This window comes from Methylomonas albis, from assembly GCF_014850955.1.
Taxonomy (GTDB): domain Bacteria; phylum Pseudomonadota; class Gammaproteobacteria; order Methylococcales; family Methylomonadaceae; genus Methylomonas; species Methylomonas albis.
This window is the reverse complement of record NZ_JACXSS010000001.1, coordinates 694,837-719,849: the sequence shown is the minus strand read 5'-3', so window position 1 is coordinate 719,849 and position 25,013 is coordinate 694,837. Positions and strand designations below refer to the sequence as shown.

General features: G+C 50.5%; 23 protein-coding genes. 12 read left to right on the top strand and 11 right to left on the bottom strand.

Annotated elements, in window-relative coordinates:
- Positions 1–61: 61 nt before the first annotated feature.
- The 3 genes from EBA_RS03485 to EBA_RS03475 all read right to left on the bottom strand — a co-directional run bounded on the left by EBA_RS03485 (position 62) and on the right by EBA_RS03475 (position 3,811).
- On the bottom strand, positions 62–1,999 hold the full coding sequence (locus EBA_RS03485) for a TonB-dependent receptor plug domain-containing protein (protein ID WP_192373308.1): 1,938 nt from the start codon (positions 1,997–1,999) through the stop codon (positions 62–64).
- 303 nt (positions 2,000–2,302) lie between these two features.
- On the bottom strand, positions 2,303–3,184 hold the full coding sequence (locus EBA_RS03480) for a pirin family protein (RefSeq protein ID WP_192373306.1): 882 nt from the start codon (positions 3,182–3,184) through the stop codon (positions 2,303–2,305).
- 27 nt (positions 3,185–3,211) lie between these two features.
- On the bottom strand, positions 3,212–3,811 hold the full coding sequence (locus EBA_RS03475; RefSeq protein WP_192373304.1) for an FMN-dependent NADH-azoreductase: 600 nt from the start codon (positions 3,809–3,811) through the stop codon (positions 3,212–3,214).
- A 102-nt stretch (positions 3,812–3,913) separates the two neighbouring features.
- Between EBA_RS03475 and EBA_RS03470 the strand changes: the two genes are divergently transcribed.
- The 4 genes from EBA_RS03470 to EBA_RS03455 all read left to right on the top strand — a co-directional run bounded on the left by EBA_RS03470 (position 3,914) and on the right by EBA_RS03455 (position 7,495).
- Positions 3,914–4,813 (top strand): LysR family transcriptional regulator, encoded by a 900-nt coding sequence (locus tag EBA_RS03470; protein ID WP_192373302.1) that lies wholly within the window; start codon positions 3,914–3,916, stop codon positions 4,811–4,813.
- A gap of 143 nt (positions 4,814–4,956) precedes the next feature.
- Positions 4,957–5,721, top strand: coding sequence for a hypothetical protein (locus EBA_RS03465; RefSeq protein WP_192373300.1), 765 nt, complete (start codon positions 4,957–4,959; stop codon positions 5,719–5,721).
- A 218-nt stretch (positions 5,722–5,939) separates the two neighbouring features.
- Complete coding sequence (locus EBA_RS03460) at positions 5,940–6,197, top strand: lysozyme inhibitor LprI family protein (protein ID WP_192373298.1); 258 nt, start codon at positions 5,940–5,942, stop codon at positions 6,195–6,197.
- 89 nt (positions 6,198–6,286) lie between these two features.
- The gene (locus tag EBA_RS03455; protein ID WP_192373295.1) at positions 6,287–7,495 is read left to right on the top strand and encodes a hypothetical protein; all 1,209 of its coding nucleotides are present in this window, start codon (positions 6,287–6,289) and stop codon (positions 7,493–7,495) included.
- A 142-nt stretch (positions 7,496–7,637) separates the two neighbouring features.
- On the opposite strand, the gene EBA_RS03450 is transcribed toward EBA_RS03455, so the two are convergent.
- Positions 7,638–8,333 (bottom strand): SDR family oxidoreductase, encoded by a 696-nt coding sequence (locus EBA_RS03450; protein ID WP_192373293.1) that lies wholly within the window; start codon positions 8,331–8,333, stop codon positions 7,638–7,640.
- A 154-nt stretch (positions 8,334–8,487) separates the two neighbouring features.
- Between EBA_RS03450 and EBA_RS03445 the strand changes: the two genes are divergently transcribed.
- Positions 8,488–8,688 carry a KTSC domain-containing protein gene (locus EBA_RS03445; protein WP_192373291.1) on the top strand — a complete coding sequence of 67 codons (201 nt, stop codon included), beginning with the start codon at positions 8,488–8,490 and terminating at the stop codon, positions 8,686–8,688.
- 40 nt (positions 8,689–8,728) lie between these two features.
- Here the strand turns inward: EBA_RS03445 and EBA_RS03440 are convergent, their stop codons facing one another.
- Complete coding sequence (locus EBA_RS03440; protein WP_192373289.1) at positions 8,729–9,613, bottom strand: 3'(2'),5'-bisphosphate nucleotidase CysQ family protein; 885 nt, start codon at positions 9,611–9,613, stop codon at positions 8,729–8,731.
- Positions 9,614–9,629: 16 nt separating this feature from the next.
- Positions 9,630–10,601 carry an oxidoreductase family protein gene (locus EBA_RS03435; protein WP_192373287.1) on the bottom strand — a complete coding sequence of 324 codons (972 nt, stop codon included), beginning with the start codon at positions 10,599–10,601 and terminating at the stop codon, positions 9,630–9,632.
- A gap of 157 nt (positions 10,602–10,758) precedes the next feature.
- On the opposite strand from EBA_RS03435, the gene EBA_RS03430 reads away from it, so the two are divergent.
- From EBA_RS03430 to EBA_RS03415, 4 genes are all read left to right on the top strand, one after another.
- Positions 10,759–11,808: a threonine aldolase family protein gene (locus tag EBA_RS03430; protein WP_192373285.1), complete on the top strand. Its 1,050-nt coding sequence runs from the start codon at positions 10,759–10,761 to the stop codon at positions 11,806–11,808.
- Between the two features lie 107 nt (positions 11,809–11,915).
- Entirely contained in the window at positions 11,916–13,778 is a 1,863-nt protein-coding gene (locus EBA_RS03425; RefSeq protein WP_192373283.1) for an intermembrane phospholipid transport protein YdbH family protein, read from the top strand.
- Positions 13,775–13,972 (top strand): YnbE family lipoprotein, encoded by a 198-nt coding sequence (locus tag EBA_RS03420; protein ID WP_192373281.1) that lies wholly within the window; start codon positions 13,775–13,777, stop codon positions 13,970–13,972. The genes EBA_RS03425 and EBA_RS03420 overlap by 4 nt, the downstream gene beginning before the upstream one ends.
- 11 nt (positions 13,973–13,983) lie before the next feature.
- Complete coding sequence (locus EBA_RS03415) at positions 13,984–14,325, top strand: YdbL family protein (RefSeq protein WP_192373279.1); 342 nt, start codon at positions 13,984–13,986, stop codon at positions 14,323–14,325.
- 643 nt (positions 14,326–14,968) lie between these two features.
- Here EBA_RS03415 and EBA_RS03410 read toward each other — a convergent pair.
- Together EBA_RS03410 and hslO are read right to left on the bottom strand one after the other, a co-directional pair.
- A complete protein-coding gene (locus EBA_RS03410) occupies positions 14,969–15,742 on the bottom strand; it encodes a hypothetical protein (protein WP_192373277.1) in 774 nt (257 codons plus the stop codon).
- 7 nt (positions 15,743–15,749) lie between these two features.
- A complete protein-coding gene (gene hslO / locus EBA_RS03405) occupies positions 15,750–16,628 on the bottom strand; it encodes an Hsp33 family molecular chaperone HslO (RefSeq protein WP_192373275.1) in 879 nt (292 codons plus the stop codon).
- A 75-nt stretch (positions 16,629–16,703) separates the two neighbouring features.
- On the opposite strand from hslO, the gene msrA reads away from it, so the two are divergent.
- From msrA to EBA_RS03390, 3 genes are all read left to right on the top strand, one after another.
- Positions 16,704–17,351, top strand: a complete 648-nt coding sequence (msrA, locus tag EBA_RS03400; protein WP_192373273.1) for a peptide-methionine (S)-S-oxide reductase MsrA — start codon at positions 16,704–16,706, stop codon at positions 17,349–17,351.
- Positions 17,352–17,592: 241 nt separating this feature from the next.
- Positions 17,593–19,446: a methanol/ethanol family PQQ-dependent dehydrogenase gene (locus tag EBA_RS03395; RefSeq protein ID WP_192373271.1), complete on the top strand. Its 1,854-nt coding sequence runs from the start codon at positions 17,593–17,595 to the stop codon at positions 19,444–19,446.
- Between the two features lie 93 nt (positions 19,447–19,539).
- A complete protein-coding gene (locus EBA_RS03390) occupies positions 19,540–20,397 on the top strand; it encodes a quinoprotein dehydrogenase-associated putative ABC transporter substrate-binding protein (RefSeq protein ID WP_192373269.1) in 858 nt (285 codons plus the stop codon).
- 15 nt (positions 20,398–20,412) lie between these two features.
- On the opposite strand, the gene malQ is transcribed toward EBA_RS03390, so the two are convergent.
- The 3 genes from malQ to glgC are packed head-to-tail and all read right to left on the bottom strand — an operon-like array spanning position 20,413 to position 24,865.
- Positions 20,413–21,885: a 4-alpha-glucanotransferase gene (gene malQ, locus EBA_RS03385; RefSeq protein ID WP_192373267.1), complete on the bottom strand. Its 1,473-nt coding sequence runs from the start codon at positions 21,883–21,885 to the stop codon at positions 20,413–20,415.
- Between the two features lie 18 nt (positions 21,886–21,903).
- Positions 21,904–23,595 (bottom strand): glycoside hydrolase family 57 protein, encoded by a 1,692-nt coding sequence (locus tag EBA_RS03380; protein ID WP_192373265.1) that lies wholly within the window; start codon positions 23,593–23,595, stop codon positions 21,904–21,906.
- On the bottom strand, positions 23,585–24,865 hold the full coding sequence (gene glgC, locus EBA_RS03375; protein WP_192373263.1) for a glucose-1-phosphate adenylyltransferase: 1,281 nt from the start codon (positions 24,863–24,865) through the stop codon (positions 23,585–23,587). Before glgC ends, EBA_RS03380 begins: the two co-directional genes overlap by 11 nt.
- Positions 24,866–25,013 lie beyond the last annotated feature (148 nt).

The following is a 25,013-nucleotide window of genomic DNA, read 5'->3' as shown; positions in this document are numbered from 1 at the left end:
CATAAACATAGGCGTGGCGATTCCCGCCCCGCTTAACCATATCCGAACAAATAAGATTGCCTTAAAATTCAAGCCCGACTCTCAGACGAAAGTTACGGCCATCCTGAGGTATCTGATCCGGCAAGCTGGCATTCGGCGGAATGCGCGGGTCGGAATAGCGCTCGTCAAACAGGTTGTAGACACCGCCGGTCGTTTCGACACCCGGCAGCCATTTACGGGTAAACAGCACCAAGTTGCTCACTGTGTAACTGCTGCTATTGATATAGCCCGGATTATCGCGTTGGCTGACATATTGCACCTCCAGGCTGGCAAACAGCTTATCCTGCCAAAGCGGCGCACTTAGGTTCAACTTCAACATATGGGTCGGCGAGTTTGGCGCGGTATCAAATCCGGCAATCCGGGTTTGTTGATAGGTATAACTAAAGCGGCTTTCGAAGTTCTGATACCGCGCCTGCAATTGGGTTTCTACGCCGTGAGCCTCGGCTTTACCCTGATTGCGGAATTGTCTGACGCCGGTATCGACTTGGCTAATTAAGTCATTGAGTCGATTGTAGTAAGGACTGAGCCGGAGGTTTAAATACTCGTTAAGCTTTTGCTCCAGCACGATTTCGTAGGATTCGATACGTTCCGGCTTTAATGCCGGGTTACCGATCCAGGTACCGGAGCAACAGGTATAGTAAGTCTCGAAGGCGTTGGGCGCACGGAAGGCGGTGCCGTACAATAACTTGATCGTAGTGTCGGTGAAAGGTTGATAAATCAGGCCCAAGCGCGGATTAGCAGTGCCACCGAAATTGTCGTAGTAATCGTAACGGGCACCGGCGTGTAAACTCAGATTATCCAGAATTGCCCATTCGTCCTGCAAATAGACGCCGGCGATGCTGCTATTCAGCCGATTATCCGCCCACTGCAAATACGGTTGCAGATCGAAGTTGGCCATCCGTTGCGCATAGTTGCGCCGATACTCACTACCGAGCGTTAAACGGTGGCTATCGAAAAACGTGTGGCTGAGTAACATTTCCCCACCCATCCAGTTACCCTGCCAGTAATCCTGATTGGTGAGCAATTGTGCCGGATTGGGGAGGCTATTTAGATTGTCGTCAAATTCGTAACCGTCCCAAAACAAGCGGCCGGTCAACTCCCAGTCATGTGCAAAATTATGCCGATAATTCAGGTCGGCATAAGCGCGGCGATCATGATAATGGCTGCCACTCACACCCAAGTCCGCGCCGACGCTGCCGGCCGGAAGGTACTTTTTGCGCTGCATGTAACCGCTGCTCAACGTAAAGTCGCCCCAGGCCAACTTGCCAAACAGGCGCTCGACTTGTTCTTGGTCCAACCAATTGGCCGAGCCAAAATTGCCATAGTTAAGGGTATGATGGCCATCGCTATGGTAATAACTGGCCGACAATAAGCCCTCCATGCCGTTGGCAAACTTCTGCCCATAGCTGACCTGGCCTTGGTGGCTATCGTAACTGGCCACTTCGCTACCCAGCCGCACGCCTTGCAAGTCGCGCCCACGTTGGGTAATGACATTCACCACGGCAAACACCGCGCTACTACCGTATAGCGACGAAGCCGGCCCGCGCACCACTTCCACTCGCTCGATATTTTCCACATCCACCAAAAAATCCCGGCCCAAGCCGGCATAATCCTGCAAACTCTCGTTAACTCTATGGCCGTCGATCAACACCAATATCCGGGTGTTGTAATCTCCCGGCGGCGCGAAGCCACGCACACCGACATGCTGATAGGCACGATCATAGGTGCTAAGAAATCCCGGTAAACTGCCCAGCATCGCCGCCACGGTGCGCCAACCGTAATGCTTGATTTGTTCCGAGGTAATCACATCCACGGCCGCTGGGGCTTTGGTGATGGGCTGTTCATGGCGCGATGCACTAAACACCGACGGCAGTTCACCGAATAATACCGCTTGCTCATCGGCGGGCGCACCGTCCACCACAGCCTCATCGGCCCGCAACGGGAGCGCAACCGATAGCAAACAGATCGGCAATATAAGAGTGAGAGAACGTATCGACGGCGATGGCATACTAGCGATTGTGACCCATTTATAACTAAAAAGCGCGAAAGACTGAGCGCTTAAGCTTAGCTAATTGAACGTGGAAACCAAATCGACAATATGTTTTTTCTGGGTCATATCACACACAAACCCTGAAACCGCCAAGTGGCTGAGGTGTTAAAAATGGGACAGGCAGTCGTTTGAATCATGAACAAGCCATGACTCAAACTGTCCTCACTGCATCGATATTATTGGTGGTAAAAAATCCTGGAAAGCCTGATGCGTTTAAATTACAGCGGCAAAGCGTCCACGCTGATAGTCGTCAATCGCTTGCTCGATTTGCTCCCGGTTATTCATCACAAACGGCCCGTGTTGCACAATAGTTTCGCGTAACGGTTTGCCGGCTACCAATATCAAGCGGCTGTCTTGCTTGGCCTGCAAGATCAACCCATCCGCGACGGCGCTATTGCTAAGAATAGCCATACGCTGGTTAGAAACCGTCCGTTCGGCCACCGCCACCTCGCCGCGATACACGTAAAAAAACACGTTGTGGCCTGCAGGAAGCGACTGGCTAAAACTGGCGCCAGCAGGCAAATGCACATCCAGAAACAGCGGTTCGGTATCCGGCCGTTGAATAGCGCCCACAACGCCATGGCTGCTGCCGACAATCACCCGCACCTTGACGCCATTGGCTGTGAGCAATTCCGGAATCTGCTCGCTTTGCACATCTTGATACCCGGCCGGCTGCATTTTCTGGGCGGCAGGCAGATTGATCCACAATTGAAAGCCTTCCAACAGGCCGTCTTTTTGCTCCGGCATTTCCGAGTGAATAATCCCGCGCCCTGCCGTCATCCATTGAATGCCGCCGGTTTCCAGCAAACCTTGGTGCCCGGCGTTATCGCTATGCCGCATCCGTCCGTTGATTAGATACGTCAAAGTCTCGAAGCCGCGATGCGGATGATTGGGAAAGCCGGCGATGTAATCGTTGGATTTATCACTGCCGAAGGCATCCAGCATCAAGAACGGATCGAGGCGTTGCTGCAAAGCTTGGCCCAGCACGCGGGTCAATTTCACACCGGCACCATCCGACGTGGCGTGGCCAACTACCAACTGCTCGATAGCGCGGGACCGCATTACGTCATCGCTTTTAACTGTGTCTGTTTTCATCGCTGTTCTCCTATATAAGGTTAACGGTCAGGCCGCCAAAGCGGCGATTTGCGTAGCGGCGGCTTGCAAGGCCAATTGTTCGGCGTCGCCGCCCATCGCCAAACCTTCCGCGTAAATGAAAGTGACATCGGTCATACCCAAAAATCCCAAGACGGTGCGCAAATAAGCGCTTTGGCTATCGGTCTCGGTGCCGCTGTGCTTGCCGCCGGCGGTTTGAATCACATACACCTGCTTGTTTTTCAACAAGCCTTCCACGCCGTTTTCGGTGTATTGGAAGGTCACTCTGGCCCGAGCGATGGCGTCTATCCAGGCTTTCAATTGCGCTGGAATCCCAAAGTTATACATAGGCGCGGTCAATACTACGATTTCAGCTTGCTGAATTTCAGCGATTAAGGCGTCGTCCAACGCCACTCGTTGCGCTTGCTTGGGGCTGCGTTGTTCGGCGGGCGTACTTAATGCAATCAAGGCTGCCTCGTCCAACAATGGATGCGGGGTTTTCGCTAAGTCGCGTACCGTTAATTCAGCGGTCGGCGTTTGCTGGCGTAAACCGGCCACCAAATTGTCGGCCAGGCGGCTGGAATAAGCGTTTTCGGCACGGATGCTGGAATTGATTTGCAGAATGTTCATGTCAGTCTCCCAAAGGTGTTGAAGTTGGGTTGACTATACGCCGGGATAATATTGGGCAGAAGACCGGAAAATGGATAACATTGTTCCACTGGAGGAACAATCATGCAGATAGACCCCAATGACTTATGGCTATTCGCCAAAATCGCCGATGCCGGCAGTTTTTCCAAAGCCGGCGAATTGCTGGGTTTGCCCAAATCTACCCTGTCGCGACGCATCAGTAATCTGGAAAAACAATTAGGCGAGCGTTTGCTGCAACGCACCACCCGGCAGCTAAATTTGACCGAATTCGGTTTGCGCCTGCTACAACATGGCCGGCAGGTCAGTGAGGAAATCGAAGCGGCGATGGCCTTGGCGCAACACCGGCAAGTTCAGCCCAGCGGCGTATTGCGCATCTCGATGCCCAACGACTTTGCCAATCTGTTTTTGGCGCCACTGCTGGCAAAATTCAGCAACAGCTACCCGGCCATTGCTTTGGAAATTGATCTATCTGCACGGCGGGTGGATTTAGTTAGCGAGAGTTTCGATCTGGCGATTCGGATGGGCGATTTGCCCGATGACGCGACGTTGACGGCCAAGCGTCTGAATCTACAAACCTGGGGTTTGTATGCGTCCCAAGCTTATTTGCATAAACGCGGCACACCGGCGCACCCTGAAGAATTGTTGGAACACGATGCCCTCAGCCTGTTGGCTGGCAATCGGGAAGCGCCGGCTTGGCGTTTGACTAAGGGCGAACAACAATGGCTGGGCATGCCGCCAATACGCATCAAAGCCAACTCGCCGGAATTATTGGTCAAACTGGCAATGCAGGACCAAGGCATCGTCGCGGCGCCGGATTCTTACGCCAGTACTTACATGCCTAATCAGGAACTGGTGCGCGTGCTACCGGAATGGTGTTTACCGCAAACCACGGCTTGGTTGGTGTTCCCCGGCCGGCGCTTGATGCCGACCAAAACCCGAGTGTTTATCGATTTCTTGGAAACGCATTTAAAAGACTTAGCATGAGACGTAATCGGTGACTAAGGAAACGGCAAAAACGCCTGGCCGCATAGCTTATTTGTTTGACTGAAATTACCTGTGCCTATAGAATCGGCGCCGCCTAACGCAAGGTTAGGAAGCCTGTCATTTCAACAATTCAAGGAAAACTCATGTTTAAATTTTTGGCTATTTCACGTGGTATCGCTCTGTTAGGCGGCATGCTGGCGATCAGCTCGGCACAAGCAACCGTGGTTGCCGGCTCGGACTACATCAAGACCGCAACTACTCATTACGTTATTAACTCAGCGGAAAGCTTTGCTACCTACATCCCCTCTTTTATCGTAATCGGCGCAGACGGCTCAGAGCCAAGTGAGAACTTTGGACCGTTCAGCATATCCGGTACATTTGACGTCGAACGCTATCAAAGTACGGCGAACCCTTCTGCAACGCCGGCAATCGCTGAAATTGCCGACAAGCTCTTGTTTACCAACGCCAACCTCACGCTGAACGGCGCAATCCATAACTTCAATTTCCCAAGTTTCTTTAGTCTTATGACGAGCGACACAGCCTTTCATTCGGAGTCGGCATCTTCCGGCTGTCCTGTGCCACTAGGCCTTATCGAGTCCTGTGTGACAATGCCCACCCCCAACCCATCGTCTTGGTACGGAACCCTGAGCGATGAATCCGTAAGCATGGACGGCTTCGCGGCAGTAGATAACATAAGAGCGGGTTACTCGTATCACATACAGGCTTCCGTGGTCCCGTTGCCGGGAGCCGTCTGGCTATTTGCTTCAGTTCTGGGTCTGGCAGGAATGACGCAAAGAAAACAGCGTAGCAATTTGAATAGTCTTTTAGGCTCCGGATCTACAGAACGCATGACGGCGCATCCTGCTGGATTGATGCGCCGCCAACTTTATAATAGCTCCAAGCAATGAAGTTTCGAATCGCCACCTAATAACACCAACGACAGGAAACCACGGCCTGTCTGGTATTTTCCGGCCGGCATTTGATGCCTACGAAGACCCGGGTGTTTATTGATTTTTTGGACACACGCATTAAAGCGTTTGGTTAAAGTATGTAAGATTGTTTTTGCGTCCCAATTAGAGCAGAAAGCTGCGAGCAATTAAAATAATTGAATATAAAGGAAATTGGCATGGCAATACCAACTAAAACCACTGAAGGCGATATAGAAATTTACGATATTTTAGAACGCAAATTAATCAATATTTGCTGCCGAAAAATTGCCATATTCATCTCTATTATTTCTTACTTTTTAACTCCGTATTCGACAGTTCGAGCCGCCAGTTTTGACTGCCAAATGGCTGTATCAAATATCGAAAAACTTATTTGCGCAAATCAAAAGCTGTCCAACCTTGACGATCAATTACATTCTGCTTATAAAAAGCCTTAGAAAGCAGGACAACTACCGATAAAGTAAAACAAGCACAAAAAACCTGGATAGAAGAGCGCAACGTCTGCACTGTTACCGCTTGTGTCCAGTTGTATTATGAAAAAAGACTTAACGAGTTAACCGTATCCTCTCAATCTAAAGCTCCAGAACAGTTAAATAATTATTCACCACAATATGCTGAACAACCGGGGCCATGGGTACAAGTTTTTCCGGATTTCGCGTCAGAAATTTTGGTTACAGAGGAAGACTACAAGCCTAATGGACCTATCAAAATTGACTCAGTGCAAATTGTATTAACGAGTAATAATACAAAATTGATATATGGCAGTCGAGACGAGGAGACTCCAGAGCAAGAACCAATTGCTTACAATCCATATGTGTTGCCTGAGGAATTTGGCGACTTTTCATATATTCTATATAGTCATTACCGATTAGCTTCGTATGCAAATGGAAAGATTGATCCTCACGATGGTTGTATTTACCCTACCGCCAACGAAATAAAATTTCATCTTCTGAAAAATGGCAGCTATTACAGCTGTGGTACTTTATTCAATCAATTAAAGCCGGCCATAAGAGAGAAGTTTGTAGAATGTGCGGCTAAACATAAAAATCCACTCCATTCCAAGAATGGAAGATTCTTTGTTAGTAACAATCAAAATATTACTAAATGTATGACTTCGCTCGAATATGAGAGCAGGATAAACAATAGAATTAAAAATTCAATCGATATAGAGATGGATGTTTCTGGGTCGCATGCCGTAGGATATGCTTCGGTCATTCCTTATATTAAATTGGATCAAGAGCTTTTTCATTGTTCAGGTTATGGATTGCCTGTGATTTGGCGTGATAATCGTTCTTGGACTAAACCTTATTTAATGAAGAAGCAATATTTAATCAAAACAGGAGGTTTTATTTCCTGTTTTGATACTAAGCGTATTTTGGATGAGCCTAAATCATTTGGCATTTACTTAAATGACGGAACCGTCTTGCTCAGGGGGAATTTATCGGTATTGCGGATACGTTTAAGTGATGGCTCGACCGACGCCCCGGCATCCATTGCCCGTGGTTTTAACGAGGGTATTCTCCAAAAAATTATTTCGGATACTCAGGAGTCACCTGACGATATCTGTGAGTTTTTTAATTGTCCGGTTGCAGAAAGAGCGGGTTGGCACCCGACACCGTGGAAGGCGTTAAGACCGCCTGAAGAAAATGATAGGCTGACTAAAGAATTATTTCCTTATGTTATCAAGGCCGTGGATGGTTTGTTATTGGAGCAATTTGAAAACAAAAGTCCTTAGTCTATACACTGGTTTTCTTGCTGCCAGACCCTCCCTATCAGTTTTAAGGAATCCGACTCGTCAGATAATCAGCAATATATCCGTCGAGACCAATAGTTGTTGATGGCTGGCAGACATTGAATACCCACCAGCCTTTTATGTTCTACCAGGGTAAGGCCGAACCGTCATACTTAATAAACCTGCCGGTGTCCGCCAGGCTAAAATTATCGATCAACTCACGCATGCCTGACACGCTTTCTTCGACATCGATCAGGCCGTTCGGTCCGCCCATATCGGTTCTGACCCAGCCCGGATGCAGAATCAACACACCAACCGCTGTTAGCCGCAAATCAATGGACAGGCTTTTCAATGCGGCATTCAGACCGGCCTTGCTGGAGCGATACAGGATGCTGCCGCCGCTAGTGTTGTCGGTCGTGCTGCCCATCAAACTGCTCAAGGCCACGATCAAGCGTTTGTCGCTGCACTGCACATTCGGCAAGAACGCTTCGGCCAATTTAAGTGGTGCCATGACATTGACCGCCAGCACGTTCGCCCAGGTTTGATAGTCCAGCTGTCCAAAACCACGGTCGGCTTGATCGCCGTAGACGCCGGCATTGCTCAATAAGACATCGATTTTTCGGTCGGCCAGCTTGGTTGCCAGTGCATCGATTTGGCTGAAATCCGCCACATCCAGCGTTTCGATTTGAATCCGTGGGTATTGCTTGGCAAGCCCGGCCAATTGCTCAGCCTGGTTCGGGTGACGGCAGGCCGCGATCACTTGATAATCGGCAGCGGCATATTGCCGGCAAAACTCCAAACCCAAACCGCGATTGGCGCCGGTGATTAAAACAGTTTGCATCGTTACGTCTCCAACGAGTGATTAAAAAAACCAGGAAGCTTAGTCGGTTTGCTAAAAATCTTGGCAAGTCCCGGCGAAAAATTGCCGATTGAACTATTTGTCGTTAGCCAGGCCTCACCGACACAGTTTTAGCATGAAACTCTGGGAGGCTAGTATGCAAATGCAATCAGTTAAATCCAGCACTATTGATGTAATCGGTTACGACGAACAATCCCATAAATTACGCGTGTCATTCAAAGACCGACAAGCTCAGGATTTTTGCCACGTGCCTGAACATCTGTTCGCCGCCTTTCTCAACGCCCGCTCCAAAAATCGGTTTTATAAGCGCCATCTGCAGGACTTGTTTCCTTGCTAAGCACTACCGAGCCAACGCCTTGCAGCGGCGACGGCAGCAATTACCCCTGTCCCAACTGCCGATAAAGCTGCATCATCCTCTCGGCGATAGCTTGGTCCGCGCAATACAACACGCCGCAATGATTCATAAAAGTCGAGCCGGTCGGATTGAATACCAGCGCTTTGCCGTGTATATCACTGACCGGCGCGCCGGCTTCCTGGAATAAACAGGCGGTGGCAGCGTAATCCCACACGCTACCGCCGCCCTTATCCGGCTTGGGGAATTTGAAATAACACGCCGGCGCCTCGGTCAGCGCTTGGCAGGCGTTTAACGCCGCGCCGCCTTGCAAACGCAGCTTGGCGCCAGCATAGCCCAATTCAACGGCAATCCGTTGCAGTTCGACTTGCGTAGCGGGATACAAAGGATCTTGGGCAAAGCTTTTATCGGTGATGAACGTCAAAGCTTGCGCCAGCGGTGCCGGCTTAAAAGCTTGTTGGTTTTGCCAAGCACCGCGATCTTTAATCGCGTGATAAAGCGTCTGAGTTAAGGGATCGTAAACGACACCTATCAGCGCTTGCCCGGCGCGCGACACCAAGGCAATGGACACCGAATAGCCCGGTACGCCTTCGATAAACGGCAAAGTGCCGTCCAAAGGATCGATGCACCAGAAATAATCCTGTTGCAGACGGGCGCCATCGTCGGGACTTTCTTCCGACAGCATGGCCAAATCGTATCTGGCGCTGGTCGGCCGCAAGGTTTGCAAAATGCTGTCCTGGCTCCAATGATCGATTTCCGTCACTACCTGAGCCGCCAAGCTGCTGCCGCCGTCTTTGGTATTGACCGCAACGGCATCATGCGAATGCCTGTCTATCAATTGCCCGGCCTGCATCGCAGCCGAGATGGCACATTGGCCAAGTAAATACAGATCGTCCGGGGACAAGCGCATCAGCTCTCCTGGGATTTTATAATTGGGCGATGACTTGTCGCGCCAGCCGCTCGCTATAGCTGTTGGGCGACCAATATCCCGGGTTCCAGCCTTTTAAAAAGCGGTGAAAATCGGTCCACGCCATCGGATACAATGCCCGCCAATCGCGTTCGACGGCGTCGGCATCGACGGTTTTTTGTTGGCGCCGCAAAGCTTGTTGCAAGGCCTGAAAATAAATATCCAGCAACTCACGCTCGCGGCGTTGGCACTCGTCTTGCCCCAAACAGCTGTCGATAAAATAAGCGACATCCTTGATCCCGCAACCGCCGCCCACATATTGAAAATCCACCGCCGCGACCTGGCGGCCGTCCGCCGAAAAACAAAAATTAGCCAGTTTGGCATCGCCATGCACAAAGGTTTGGTAAGGCGTATCGCGCAGCTTTTGATCGATCGCCGGCGCGGCATTTTTCAAGGCAATATCCTGCAAGGCTGCCAATTCGTGGGGCCGGGTTTGCAAATGCCAATAGGTGCCGGTGGGCCACAAACCCTTGGGTTTTTCGCCGATAAACGTGGCATGAAAATTTGCCAGCCAATTTAGACACGTGTGTATCTCCTGATCGCCGGCGGTCGAGCGACGTTGAGGAAACCCCACCGGATGCAGGTCTTCCAAGACCAGCACTATATCGTCGCCAAGCATCTCGAATGCCAGACAAACGGGCACGCGGCAATCCGCGTCGCAATGCCTAGCCCAGCGCTGATACCAAACTGTCTCAATCTGATAAGAACGTATTTTGCGCCGATGCGATAGCTCCTCATCCGAACCTGGAAGCTGCAGGCCTGGCGCCGACAGCTTTACGTGCTTGACGATCACGCTATCGTGGTCGCAGCCGGTTAAGCCATAGCGCAAAATATAACCGTAACCACTCCACAGGCTTTGAATCGTCTCCAGTTGAAACGCATCATTAGCCCCGGTAGCCTTCAGCACAAGATCGTGTAGGGTATTTTGCATAGGGATGGTGAGTGCCTTAAGAATCGCTAATTTCCGGGAATACACCGAACGAAAGCCCGGCTTGCATGTCGGATTGCGCTATCGTTGGTATAGTTCATACCATATTTAGGCAACGCAGACAGCCAAACCATTAAAACTCACCGCCATGATACCGACTATGAATTTTGCATCGGATAACTGGGCCGGGGCCCACCCCGCTATTTCAGAACGCTTGTTGACGGCCTCGGCGGGATTTTCCGCGCCCTATGGTGCCAGCGCACTGGATCGCAAAATAGAGCAACAGTTTAACGAGCTATTCGAACGAGAAGTAGCGGTTTATTTCGTCAGCACCGGCACGGCGGCCAACTCGCTAGCGCTAGCTGCCGTCAACCGTCCGGGTGGCGTATCGTTTTGTCACCGCGAAGCACACATGCTGGAAGACGAATGCGGCGCGCCGGAGTTTTTCACCCATGGTGCGCGGTTGGCTCCGGTAGACGGCGACAACGGTAAAATCGATCCTGACAATCTGCAGGCCGAAATCATGCGTTTTCCGCCTAATTTTGTGCATGCCGGCCAACCCATGGCTGTTTCCATTACTCAAGCGACCGAGATCGGCACCTTGTATCAGCCCGAGGAAATTGCCGCCATCGCAGACGTTGCGCACACTCACAGCTTACCCTTACATATGGACGGCGCGCGCTTTGCAAATGCGCTAGTGTCGCTCCAATTAACGCCCGCAGAAATGAGCTGGAAACTGGGCGTGGACATCGTGTCTTTCGGCGCCACCAAAAATGGCTGTTGGTGCGCGGAAGCTTTAGTGTTTATGCATCCGGCACAGGCTAAAGATTTGCCGTTTATCCGCAAACGCGCCGCGCAGCTGGTGTCTAAAAGCCGATTTATCGCCTGTCAGTTCGAGGCTTATTTAGCCGACGACCTTTGGCTGAAGCTGGCCCACCACGCCAATACGATGGCAGCACGTTTGCAAAACGGTATTGCCAACTCGAAACATGCCCGCTTAGCCTGGCAGGCGGAAGCCAATGAAGTGTTCGCTGTGCTGGACCAGAAGCATGCAGATCGCCTACAGCAACAAGGTGCGGTGTTTTATCCCTGGAATCCACCACGCGCGAAACCCGAGCTGATTGGTGAGCAGGAAGTGTTGGTGCGCCTGGTCACCAGCTTTGCAACGGAGCCTGCACAAGTGGATGCCTTGATTGAGCTTTTGGGCTGAGTGCACTTTGCTAGTTTCGATACGCCTGCATAAATGACGGTCGATGTTGCGCATCTATCACCTAAAGCCAACGCGCTGACTTGGCCCTTGATCAACTATACCCGCCCATGACTGTCCCGAACGCTTTGCAACGGCGCCGCGCTTGGCGGCAAACCGCTGCCATGGCTCTACCGATGCTATTGTTGTTTTGCCTGGCCTTGTGGTGGCAACGGGCGGTTTTGCTGGAATTGCTATTGCAACAATTTTTGAAACAAACCGCGTTGATCTCACCCACGCTGTCCGGACTTTCGTTCGACCATAAGCAAGCCAAGCTATCTGCATTCAGCTTCGATCTGGCCACGCCAACCGGCGACTTATCCGTTGCCATGCAGGATCTTACAATCGATTACGACCTGGAAAAGCGCATAGTCGACAGTGCCGACATCGGTCACGCCGCGCTGAAATTTAACTACCGTCCTGCCGACAAATCCGTAACGAAAACCGCCGAGAACCCTCCCATCAACTTAGCGCTGGACCGATTGCGCATCGCCAATCTGGATGTCGACATCGATACACCTTGGGGCTTGAGCAACTTCGCCGGTCAAGCGCACGTTGCGCGCGGCGCGGCGGATGCTATCGAGGCAACGTTTCAGGATGCCAGACAAGCCATTCGACTAAAAATCGATCCCGGTTTTACAACCGCCGCACTCCGTGTCGAACGACTACCGCGTGGCAATATTTTTCAACTGACTGCCACTCAACTGGCTCTACCCACCAAACAAATCAGCTTGAATGCTGATGCACTTTCGCTTATCGAGTGGTTTAGCAGCAGCTTGCTGATACCGCAGTCCTTGCGGACAAACATGCCGACATCCGACTTAGCGAAGCTCAGCCCGCTACTCAGCGCTACACAGCTAAGCGCAAACGCCAAAACCACGAACAACTTTGCCACGCTGCAAGCTAACGCCGTGTTAAAGCGGGATAAGGAGTCGCTGCTTACTATCGATTTGTCGATGACAAACAAGCAAACAATCGATGTCGACGGCCGCCTGGAGATGCTCGCCACCGAGGCATTGGATTTAATCAAGCCCTGGTTACCGGCCATGACGGCTACGTGGACAGTGAGCAGCGGCAAAGTGCAAGGCAACCTGAAACTGCATAAGCCAAACAATCAAAATTATTTCGGAACGGCACAGTTACACATTACTGACTTGGCCTTGATGGCCGGCGCCGTAAAAATCGAGAACGGTAAGCTCGAGCTGAATATCCCGGAGTTGGCGAATCGCGCCGTGGACTTATCGGCGGAGGCGCCGACGCTGGGATTCGGTAAGGAACTGGTCGCACGTAAGCTTAATATCAAGGCCCGCTATCTCGATCAGGAACTGTCTCTGAACCAGGCCAGCCTGGCACTATTCGACGGTACACTGGAATTGCTGCCAAACAAAATACTGTTGGAGCAAACGCCCATACTGCTGACCTTACAACTACATGGTGTCGATCTGTCGCAACTTTTGAATAGTCTGCATTACCCGAATATTTCCGGAACCGGCAAGATTGACGGCGAACTGCCGCTACAGCTATCGGCGGGGGCTATTGATCTGCAAGATGGAATCATCAGCGGGACGCAGCCGGGAGTGTTACGCTATGTTGGACCAGCAGATAATCAAAATATCGCCTTTAAGGCCCTACGAAATTTGGTTTACCGGAATCTGCAAGCCAAGGTAAATTATCGCCCCAATGGCAATTATCATCTGGGTTTGCGCCTGGAAGGCAGTAACCCGGAAGTTTTGTCCGGCCATCCGCTGGCCTTTAACTTGAATATTAGCGGCCAGCTGCCCGAGCTATTGCAAAAAGGTATTTTAGCCGGCGATTTGGAACGGACCATTTTGGAACAAGCCACCGCCAAACCAGCCAATGTGGAAAAATCGCCTAAGCCCCCCAGCGGGGATCAACAACCCAAACCGCCGTCGGCGGACCGGAGAAGTCAATGAACTGGAAAGCTGCAAGTAGTGCGGCCATCCTGTGCGCCAGCGTCTACCTGACGGGGTGCTCGCCCTCCGTCAGACTGGAAGCGCCGGATAAACCGATTGAAATCAATATGAACATCAAGATTGAACACGAAATCCGCTTGAAAGTGGAAAAAGACGTAGACGAATTGATTAACAGCCAAAAAGGTTTGTTTTAAAGGAGCGAATGATGAACAACAAAAAATTGCGGTCAATTTTGGCACCGTTGTTTCTAGGCTTATGCCTGATCGCCTTGCCGGTTAGCGCAGCCGACCTGGCCCAGGCAAAATCGGCAGGACTGGTGGGCGAGCAAATGAATGGTTTCCTGGGCCTGGTTAAACCCGACGCGCCGGCCGAGATACAAACCCTGGTAACCAGCATCAACGCCCAACGTCTGGCCGAGTACCAACGCATAGCCGCTAAAAATGGCGTCCCGGCGGAGGAAGTTGGGCGACTGACTGCCCAAAAAGTCATAGGACAAGCGGCGTCTGGGCAATTTGTAGAAACGCCTTCAGGCTGGACACAGCGTTAAGGGTAAGAGCCGCCGCCAATAGTGGAGCGGTATTTAAGGTCGCGAGTCGCTAACGCCAACTGCATAGGATAAATACCGTCATTTGTTCGCAGTGGCACTAATAAGTCAAATTTAGCTATCTCCCGACCTAAACCTGAACATCACCAGCACCACTCCCGAGAAGTTACCTTGCGATCCCACTTAGTCAAGCCGAACCATAGTCGTTGAAACTACAGGGGTGGCAATTCGCTTAGCCGTATTGGGTTTTGCAGATCCAACGCTGCATTCATTCCTGCGTGCACGAATGTCCGGCCACTGTTTCAACTTTATGTAGCGGCCCGCGCTTTTTTCACCGCTTTATTTTTCGAGGAAAAACCCGGCCAAATGCCCATAATTTCAATGTGCGACAAATTGTCACACTTTTTTGTAGACAGACGCATTTTAATCCAATAGAATTCGCCCACTTTCAGCGAAGCGCAGACGATTTGCAAGAATCCTGATCGTTAAATGAGGGGGGAGATAGGCGACCGTTAACCCGGTATAAAAACAACAATAAACGCGAGAAATTAACCTACTGCTCAAAGGTAGGCGTCCAATCAATACTAAAAAATAAGACCGGACGAAGCCCACTTTATGTGGGCTTTTTTATGCGTGCTTATTTAGCTCATAAACCCGCCACTTTCTTATCCTCCTCTTCCTGAAAATTTCTGTAGTTAATCGATATTTTTAAACCGGCAAAGCGCCCAGACATCTTGATCAATTCGGACGTGGTTTTATCGAACATCAACCTGACTTCGCTCAAAGCTCTGTCTTCGTAACCTTCTTCTATATCCTTGGCATCTAAGCGAAAATGGTAAAGATAAACTTCCTGTTTTTCTTCATCGGTGATTTCCAGCGGCTCGCCCAATTGTTTAATCACGGTGGCTTTTTTTGGTAGTAACGCGGCGATTTTCTCCATCTGATCGGCTTTGGCTCTCAGCTGTTTCTTCTCTTCGTTGATTTCCGCGCCGCCCAGCGAACGAAACGAAGCTTCCAGAAACTCTGGAGGGGCGATTTGTAAAAACAGGTTGGAGAAAGTCCAGTCGGTGACTTTATCTTCCTTGTTAAAGGCCAGATCCAGATAAAAACTGATCTCCGGCGCGATCAACTTGCTGTCTTTGTCTATCTTCCGGAACCAATAGCGCCAGCGCTTGCCGTCGCCCGTATGTTCTTCGCTGCTGGCATGCAGTTTGGCCAGCGATACAAAATCTTCGCTAAACAGCTTGGGTTGCTTAAAGTGCACGGTGAAATCCTCTTTGGAAGTCACCGCAAAATAACGGTCGAACTCGTCCATTTGCAAATAGGTCTGGTAGGCGTGCAACCAGTGCAAACAGCCCGTCATGGTACTCAGCAATGCAAAAGCCAAAAACAGGCGAAAAAAGCGATTAATTTTATTCATAGCCCCCTCAGTGCCGGGTAGGCGCATTATTATCTGTTTCGGCTGCCGGATTGGTCAGCAAGTTTTCCACGTCGACTTTGTCGAAGCGGTATTGAGCTCCGCAAAATTGGCAATCGACTTCGATGTCGTCGCGTTCCTGCAAAATTGCCTGTAACTCCGACCGCCCCAACGCCGTTAAAGTGCCGCCAATTTTTTGCCTTGAGCAATTACATTTAAACTCCACCGTTTCTGGTGCGTAAATTCTGACCTTTTCTTGATGAAACAAGCGGTGTAGTAGGTCTTCGCAATCCAGACTCAACAGTTCGTCGGCGGTCACGGTATTGGCCAATATTTCAATATGTTCCCAGTCGGCTTTATCCTGATTGCTGCTTGGTAATTCCTGAATGAACAAACCGGCCGCATGGGTTTTGTTCGCAAACAGCCACAAACGGGTATCGAGTTGCTCGGACTGGGTGAAATAGGTTCGCAATACATCCGCCAGCGTTTCCGCCTCGACGCCGACAATGCCTTGATACGGCTCGGCGTCCGACTCCACGGTCAACACCAGCCGGCCGCCTTCGCCTATCATTTCCTGCAAATTCGCGCCGGCCACACTGGCCTCGCTACGCACCAATCCTCTGATTTGCCTATCGTTGCTGGATTGCGCCACCAGCGCTTTCAAGTCGCCGCTGCCCTGTATCTGCATGATCATCGCGCCTTTAAATTTGATGGTTGCCGACAATAAAACCACCGCAGCCAAGGCTTGTCCCATTTGCGCATCCACAGCATCGTTGACCAAATGTTGATATTGTTTGGCTTCTTGCCAGCTTCTTTCCAGCCGAACCCATTCGCCGCGCACTCCGTGCTCTTCAAAAATAAAGCGGCGTAAGCAATCTTGTTGTTTCATGATTTAGTTTATTCCTCTTAACTGAGCCGCGATTATAATCCGCACTACCCCATCATTCGACCTCGGGATGCACTTATGTCTTTACTATTCAAAAAAACCGCCATGCCCAACGCCGAACAAGCCTTAGCGGGACGGCAGCAAGCCATAGACAGCGGCCAATCTCACGCAGTCAACGGCCACCCTATCCATCCGCCGTTTCCGGCGCACCTGCAACAGGCAGTGTTCGGCCTGGGTTGTTTCTGGGGTGCCGAGCGTAAATTTTGGCAACAAGCCGGTGTGTTCAGTACCGCAGTGGGTTATGCCGGCGGTTTTACCCCCAACCCCACCTATCAGGAGATTTGCACCGGCATGACCGGCCACGCCGAAGTGGTGTTGGTGGTGTTCGATCCGGCTGTGGTTTCCTACCAAAATTTACTGGCAATATTTTGGGAATCGCACAATCCTACCCAAGGCATGCGTCAGGGCAATGATGTCGGCACCCAATACCGTTCCGTTATCTACTGCCACAATCGCCAATATCAAGAGGCGATAGCCAGCCAACAACAGTATCAAGCACAGTTAATGGCAGCCGGCTTTAATGAAATTACCACCGAAATCCGCAATGCCCCGACTTTTTATTACGCCGAGGAAGATCATCAACAATATCTGGCTAAAAACCCATCTGGTTACTGCGGCCTGGGCGGCCTGGGCGTTTGTTTTTCGGGAGACACAAATCACCAATAAATGCTAAGGCATTATAAGACTTGAGATTATTGTTTCACCGCCATCCCTGCGGAGTTTTTCCGGTTGACTTTTAGGAAAAAATCCTTCAATTTACGCGCCTGGTGTGGCTCTCCCTCTGCGCTCGGCTATAACCGAACAAGCCCTAAAGAGCAGTCATCCAAACAGAGCTTTAAAACTAATATTAGTCTTAACAACACAAAACCGTACTCTGTCTCATCAACAGATTACCAGGAGGAAACATATGAAGAAGCCTGTAAAAAACTGGCTGCTTGCTTCGACTGTAGCTACTTTACTTGCTGCACCAACTGTCTCTACCGCTAACAGCGATGTTGAAAAATTGACACAAGACCCAGCTAACTGGGCAACCTGGGGCGGCGACTACGCCGGCACTCGTTACAGCAAACTGTCGCAAATCAACGCTCAAAACGTTAAAAGCCTGCAACCTGCCTGGTCTTTTTCTACCGGTGTTTTGCGTGGTCATGAAGGCGGTCCTTTAGTTGTTAACGGCGTTATGTTCATTCACACCCCGTTCCCAAACACTGTTTACGCGATCGACCAAAAAACCAAAGCAGTCATCTGGGAATTTACTCCAACCATGGACGCTGACGTAACCATCCCTGTGATGTGCTGCGATACTGTTAACCGTGGTTTGGCTTACGGCGATGGCAAAATCTTCCTGCAACAATCAGACACCGTTCTGACTGCACTGGATGCCAAAACCGGTAAACGTGTATGGAGCGTACAAAACGGCGACCCTAAATTGGGTATGACCAACACCAACGCACCTATCGTTGTTAAAGACAAAGTCATCACTGGTATTTCCGGCGGTGAATTCGGTGTTCGCGGCTTCTTGGCTGCCTACAACATCCGTACCGGCCAATTGGATTGGAAAGGCTACAGCATGGGTCCCGATAAAGACACCTTGTTGAAAGCGGGTAAATCCACCACTTGGCAAGACGGCAAAGTCACGCCTGTTGGCGCTGACTCAGGCACTAGCACCTGGAAAGGCGACCAATGGAAAATCGGCGGCGGCACCACCTGGGGTTGGTACTCTTACGATCCTAAATTGAACCTGGTTTACTACGGCTCAGGCAACCCATCTACTTGGAACCCTGTACAACGTCCAGGCGACAACAAATGGTCTATGTCTTTGTGGGCTCGTGACGCTGACACCGGTGAAGTCAAATGGGTTTACCAAATGACACCACATGACGAATGGGACTATGACGGTATCAACGAAACCGTTCTGGTTGACCAAGAAGTCAAAGGCAAAATGCATAAAACCATCGTGCATTTCGACCGTAACGGCTTTGGCTACACCTTGGATCGTGAAACCGGCGAACTGTTGGTTGCTGAGAAATTCGACAAATCTGTCAACTGGGCTTCTCACGTCGATCTGAAATCAGGCCGTCCTGAAGTAGTGCCTGAGTTTTCTACAGAGCACAACGGTGAAGACGTTAACACTGTAGGCACTTGCCCTGCGGCGTTGGGTTCCAAAAACCAACAACCTGTTTCTTACTCTCCACAAACCGGCCTGTTCTATATCTCAGGCAACCATTTGTGCATGGAGTACGAACCTTTTGAAGTATCCTACACTGCTGGCCAACCTTATGTAGGTGCCACGCTGTCTATGATGCCCGCTGGCGCAGACGTGCTGACCGGTAAAAAAGACGGCACCACCAACTTGGGTCAGTTCACTGCTTATGACGCTAAAACCGGCAAAATCGCTTGGTCTAACAAAGAGCAATTCTCTGTATGGTCAGGTTCGGTTGCTACCGCTGGCGGCGTAGTATTCTATGGCACCCTGGAAGGCTATCTGAAAGCTGTTGATGCTAAAACCGGTAAAGAATTGTACAAATTCAAAACCCCCTCAGGCATCATCGGTAACGTCAATACCTGGGAATTTGAAGGCAAACAATACGTTGGCGTTCTGTCAGGTATCGGTGGCTGGGCTGGTATCGGTATCGCAGCGGGTATCGACGACGGTACATCAGCATCTAGCTCAGAAGGTTTGGGCGCTGTGGGTGCTTACAGAAGCTTAAGCTCTTACACCAAATTGGGTGGTACACTGACTGTGTTTGCTCTGCCTAACTAAGATCTAACTCCTTAGATTTCAGTAAAGCAAGCCTTGGCCGAGTAATCGGCCAAGGCTTTTTTACGTATAGACCCCAGCTAAAAGGAAACTGCGATGAAAATATCCTCAACCGCCGCAAGACTGATAATGACGGCGACCTTGGCTGTATCCACTATTTCCGTGAATGCCCAAGACAAATTCCGGGTTTGCGCCGATCCGTTAAACCCGCCCTATTCAACTAAAGACCAAACCGGCTACGAAAACAAAATCGCAGCCCTATTTGCCGAGCAATTAGGACAGGAACTGGAATATACCTGGCTGCCGGAAAGAATCGGCTTTATCCGTAATACGTTGAAAGCCGAGAGCGATAACGGCGAAGGTTTTAAATGCGATGTAGTTATGGGTGTACCGGCCGGTTACGATCTTACCGACACCAGTAAACCTTACTTCCATTCGACCTATGTACTACTAATTGCCAAAGGCCGCGGCTGGGACGACATTAAAGACAGCGCGCAATTAGCCAACCTACCCTTGGACAGACAGGAAAAGCTGAAAATAGCAATGTTCGACCGTGGACCAGGCACCGAATGGTTGCAGAAAAGCGGCTTACTGGAACAGGGCGTTCCCTATCAAAGCATGACGGGCGATAGCGAGCACAACACCGCCATGCAAATCGAGAAAGACTTACGCGCAAAAAAAATAGACATGGTAATTTTGTGGGGACCAATGGCCGCGTATGTGCAGTCGCAAGCTCCCAAAGGCAGCTATATTGCGATACCCATGCAATCATCGCCTGGCTTGAAGTTTGATTTTTCGATAGCGATGGGCTTGCGTCAAGGCGACAACAAACGCAAGCAACAACTAAATGAATTGATCGACAAAAACCTGGACAAAATCCAAGCCATCATCGCAAGTTACGACATCGCTGTATTGCCGATCCCCGCAGACACCGGCAAAAAAGACGACGATTGAAATGCCCTTTAAGGTCTAGCGCCCGAACAGTCTAACCAAATGGGCGAAATGCCCGGCTTTATCATCGGTTAACTGCGACCATTCGAACCGCCAGCGCCAATTTCCTTCAGTGGTGCCTGGCGTGTTCATCCGGTCGGGTGAGCCCAGCTTCAAAATATCCTGCATCGGAATCACCGCCAGATTGGCAACAGACCCGAACGCGGCATGAATCAAGGCGCTGGGCATGGGTAAGCTAGACCAGCCAAGATAATCATATATACGCTGTTTCTCGCCGTCGTTTAGCCCCTCGAACCAACCCAGCGTGGTATCGTTGTCGTGGGTACCGGTGTAGACCACACTGTTTTTCTGATAATTGCACGGCAAATAGGGATTGCGGCTGTCGTCGCCGAAAGCGAACTGCAAGATCTTCATGCCTGGCAAATCGAAACTGTCGCGCAAGACTTCCACTTCTTCGGTGATAATGCCCAAATCCTCAGCCACCAAGGATAAAGAGGCAAATTGCTCCTGAATGGACGCCAGCAATTCGGCACCCGGCGCTTTAACCCAACAGCCATTGATTGCCGTATGCTCGCTCGCCGGAATCTCCCACGCCGCCTCCAAGCCGCGAAAATGATCGATACGTAAAATATCGAACATTTCGTACTGGGATTTAATCCTATCCAACCACCATGTGAAGCCGGTTTTCTGCAAATAATCCCAATCGTAGTGCGGGTTACCCCAACGCTGGCCGTTCTCGGAAAAATAATCGGGCGGCACGCCGGCCACCACATCCATTTCCCCCAAATCATTAAGTTTGAACACGGCCCGGTTCGCCCAAACATCGGCACTGTCGTACGACACAAAGATCGGAATGTCGCCAAACATCAGCACGCCATGCTTGGCGGCGTAGTCTTTCAATTCATGCCATTGCCGGAAAAACACATATTGCTCAAATTTGATGGTTTCGATCACAGCTTTCAGCAACTGCTTCGATTCGTTCAGTGCGTTCGGCTCTCTTTGCTTTAGCGCATCCGGCCATTGATTCCAACTTTTATGACCAAACACATTACGCAAGGCGATGAACAAGGCAAAGTCATCCAGCCAATCGGCCTTTTCCACGCAAAACTGTTTAAAATCGTGTTGCTGTTCCGCATCAGCCAAGCTTTGAAAGCCATAAAACGCTTTGGTTACCAAACAACTTTTGGTGTATTCGGCATTGGTATGACAATCGCCGCAGCGATCCGTCGATTGTAGCCAACCCTTATCGGCCAGCCATTGGATGTTAATCAAGGCAGGATTGCCGGCATGCGCCGACAAACACTGGTAAGGCGAACCGTCCCCATGCGTCATACCCAGCGGCAAAGTCTGCCAGACTGTGGCGCCTATATCGTGCAGAAAATTAACAAAATTGAAGGCTTCCTTACCTAAATCGCCACACTCTCCACGGCCCGGCAACGATGTTATGTGTAGCAAAACACCTGCGCGGCGTTTATCCAAGAGAGCACCCATGTTGTTTGTTCCGTTTATTTATATTTGATTTCCACGCCGCATTGCGCCACCCATCGCCGGACTACCGCTGCCTTGCGTGAACGACAAGGCTAAATACGGTGGTGGTTCTTCACCCAGCAATCGATATAGATTGCTCAAGTTAAGCCGATACTGTTTTTCAAAGTCGCTGACCGCGTCGCCGGGATTATAATCGCCAAACCACCAAAACCAATCCGAACCTTCGCAGACCCCCAATTGCACCTGTGCTACTGCCAGTTGCTGCTCCGAAAGCTTGCCGTTGGCGACGGCTTTATCGAAGGCGATTTTCACATCTCCCAGCATATCCCATCCGCAGTTTTTGTCGGCATCGCCAATCCAGGTCGAAAAGGTACCATACACCCAACTACCCGCGACTAATTTGGGCAACACACCAGCCTGAGAAGTAGGGCTATCCAGATACTCGGAAAAGGTGGTTAGTTCGATGCGCGGGTGTTCGCTAAGCCGCTGATACAGCGCACTGAGAAAATAATACCCGTTATCCGGAAAATATTCCCATGCATTTTCGCCGTCCATAATGATCGAAACCAGCGGAGTTTGCTTTTCGTAATCGGCGATATTTTCCAAGTGCTGAATAAGATCAGCCACCGCATCGTCAGCATGCCATTTTGAATATTCGAATCCGATTAAATCCGACAAACCATCGTCGCGAAAGAAGCAGGCTATCTCAGCACTACCTAGCTTAAACGGCCGATGCACTCCGACCGCTTCGCCTATCCCGCAGGCACGGATGCTGTTATGCAAAACATTGCCGCCGCTAGCCGCCCATTTGAAACCAAAATCAGATAACACTTCCAGGGTCCGCTGACTGATACTGCCTTCGGACGGCCAACAACCTTGCGGTTCGAAACCGAAAAAATGCCGAAAAGTCGCCAAGCCTTTTTGTAAATGCCAACGCACCCGTTCGTCACCGCCGGGGTAATGGGTAATCGCAGGCAAGGTTACGCCCGGCATTGCTTCGCGGGCACTGTCTATCTCAAGCATTAAGGGCATGATCGGATGCGCATAAGGCGTCACCGAGAGTTCGACGCGACCTTTTCTGGCCAAGGCTTTATACCGGTATATGACTTTGGATAACAGATCGCGGATAATTTCAACAATCTCTATCCTATCATGCAGACTAAAGCCGCTGCCCTTTTCGATTAAGCGTTTGACGCGGTTATCGTTGAGCTTGACCGTCTCGCCCATCCAGACCAAGTGATACCAGACCAAAATGTCGGAAATAAATTGCGCATTCAGGTAATTGAGTGAATCCTGGTGCGCTTCAATCCAATCCGCCATATCGATTAATTTACGGAAAGCCGGATAGCGTTCAATCTGCCGTTCGCGATTGGCTTTCCGGCAATCGCGCAACAACTTTAAGCGTTTCTCCGGATCGGCAGAGACGGAAGGCTCGACCAAAGCAGCCAGCAAGGGATCTTTAATGGCTATTCGGTCGTGTAAATAGCCGCTGACCTGATTGGAATAATCTTCAATCTGCTCTAGTAGGATAGGCGCAAAATTCACCACCGCTTTCGCAGCCGGAGTGGCTTCCAGGTGCGCGACCATATCCACATAATCCTTGATTACATGCAGATAGGTCCAAGGCAGCTTGAATTCGCCGCTGTGCATGTCGCGGTACTCCGGCTGGTGCATGTGCCAGCACAGCACCAGCTTAAGCTTTTTATCGGACATAATTCCGTCTTTGTCCCAGCATATCGGACGTGACCAACACCACGCCACCCTCGCTGACATAAAAGCGCTTCTCGTCTTCCGCCCTATCCTCGCCTATCACGGTACCCTCCGGTATTTGGCAACCTTTTTCGATGATAGCTTTAGTAATCCGGCAGTGTCGACCGATATTCACTTCGGGCAGTACCACAGAATCCTGCACCGAGCTGAATGAATTGACTCGCACCATGGAAAACAGCAGCGAGTGACGCACCGTGGCACCGGAAATCACACAGCCACCGGAGACCATGGAGTCGATAGCCTGACCGCGTCTATCGTCATCGTCGAACACAAATTTAGCTGGCGGCGTTTGCGCTTGATAAGTCCAGATCGGCCAAGTGTTGTCGTAAAGATTCATATCGGGTTTGACACCCACCAATTCCATATTGGCCGCCCAGTAAGCGTCTATGGTTCCCACATCGCGCCAGTAGCTTTGTTGGCCGCTTTGCAAATCCAGGAACGGGTACGCATTGACTCGGTATTTTTCAATTACCGACGGAATGATGTCCTTACCAAAATCTCGGCTGGAGCCTTTGGTATCGGCATCTTTAATCAACTGTTCGAACAAGAAACCGGCATTGAAAATATAAATGCCCATGGAGGCCAACGCGGTGTTTTCGCGACCCGGCATGACCGGTGGATTCTCAGGCTTTTCCACAAACGCCTTAACCCGACGGTTTTCGTCCACGTGCATTACGCCGAACGCTTTGGCATCTTCCAACGAGACTTCGATACAACCGATAGTCAGATCCGCCTTGTTGGCAACGTGATCGGCCAACATCACCGAATAGTCCATTTTGTAGATATGATCGCCGGCCAATACCAATACAAACTCAGGATTACGGGCCCGCAAGATGTCGATGTTTTGATAAATTGCATCGGCGGTGCCTTGATACCATGAGTCTTCGTCATGTCGCTGTTGCGCCGGCATCAAATCGACGTATTCACCAAACTCGCCACGCAAAAACCCCCAGCCCTGCTGAATATGACGGATCAGCGAGTCAGCCTTGTACTGGGTCAGCACGCCGATCTTACGAATATCGGAATTAATACAATTGGACAGAGGAAAGTCGATGATACGGAATTTACCACCAAACGGTACCGCCGGCTTAGCGCGCCAATCGGTCATGTCCTTCAGCCGCGAGCCGCGGCCGCCAGCCAGAATTAAGGCGATGGTGTTGCGGGTTAAATCATTGACCCGTCTCTCCGTTTGGTGTGTATCGACGACTGACATGTGTATCCTCTTTCAATTAAATAAGCTGTACCGCCAAAATCCGACTTCAACCGACATTTAACAGATTTCTCGACCTGCCACTTGCCGCGTAGAGCCATTATCGTTACTCTTCACGGAAAAGTAAAAACTCAAGCGATTTGATGCTGAA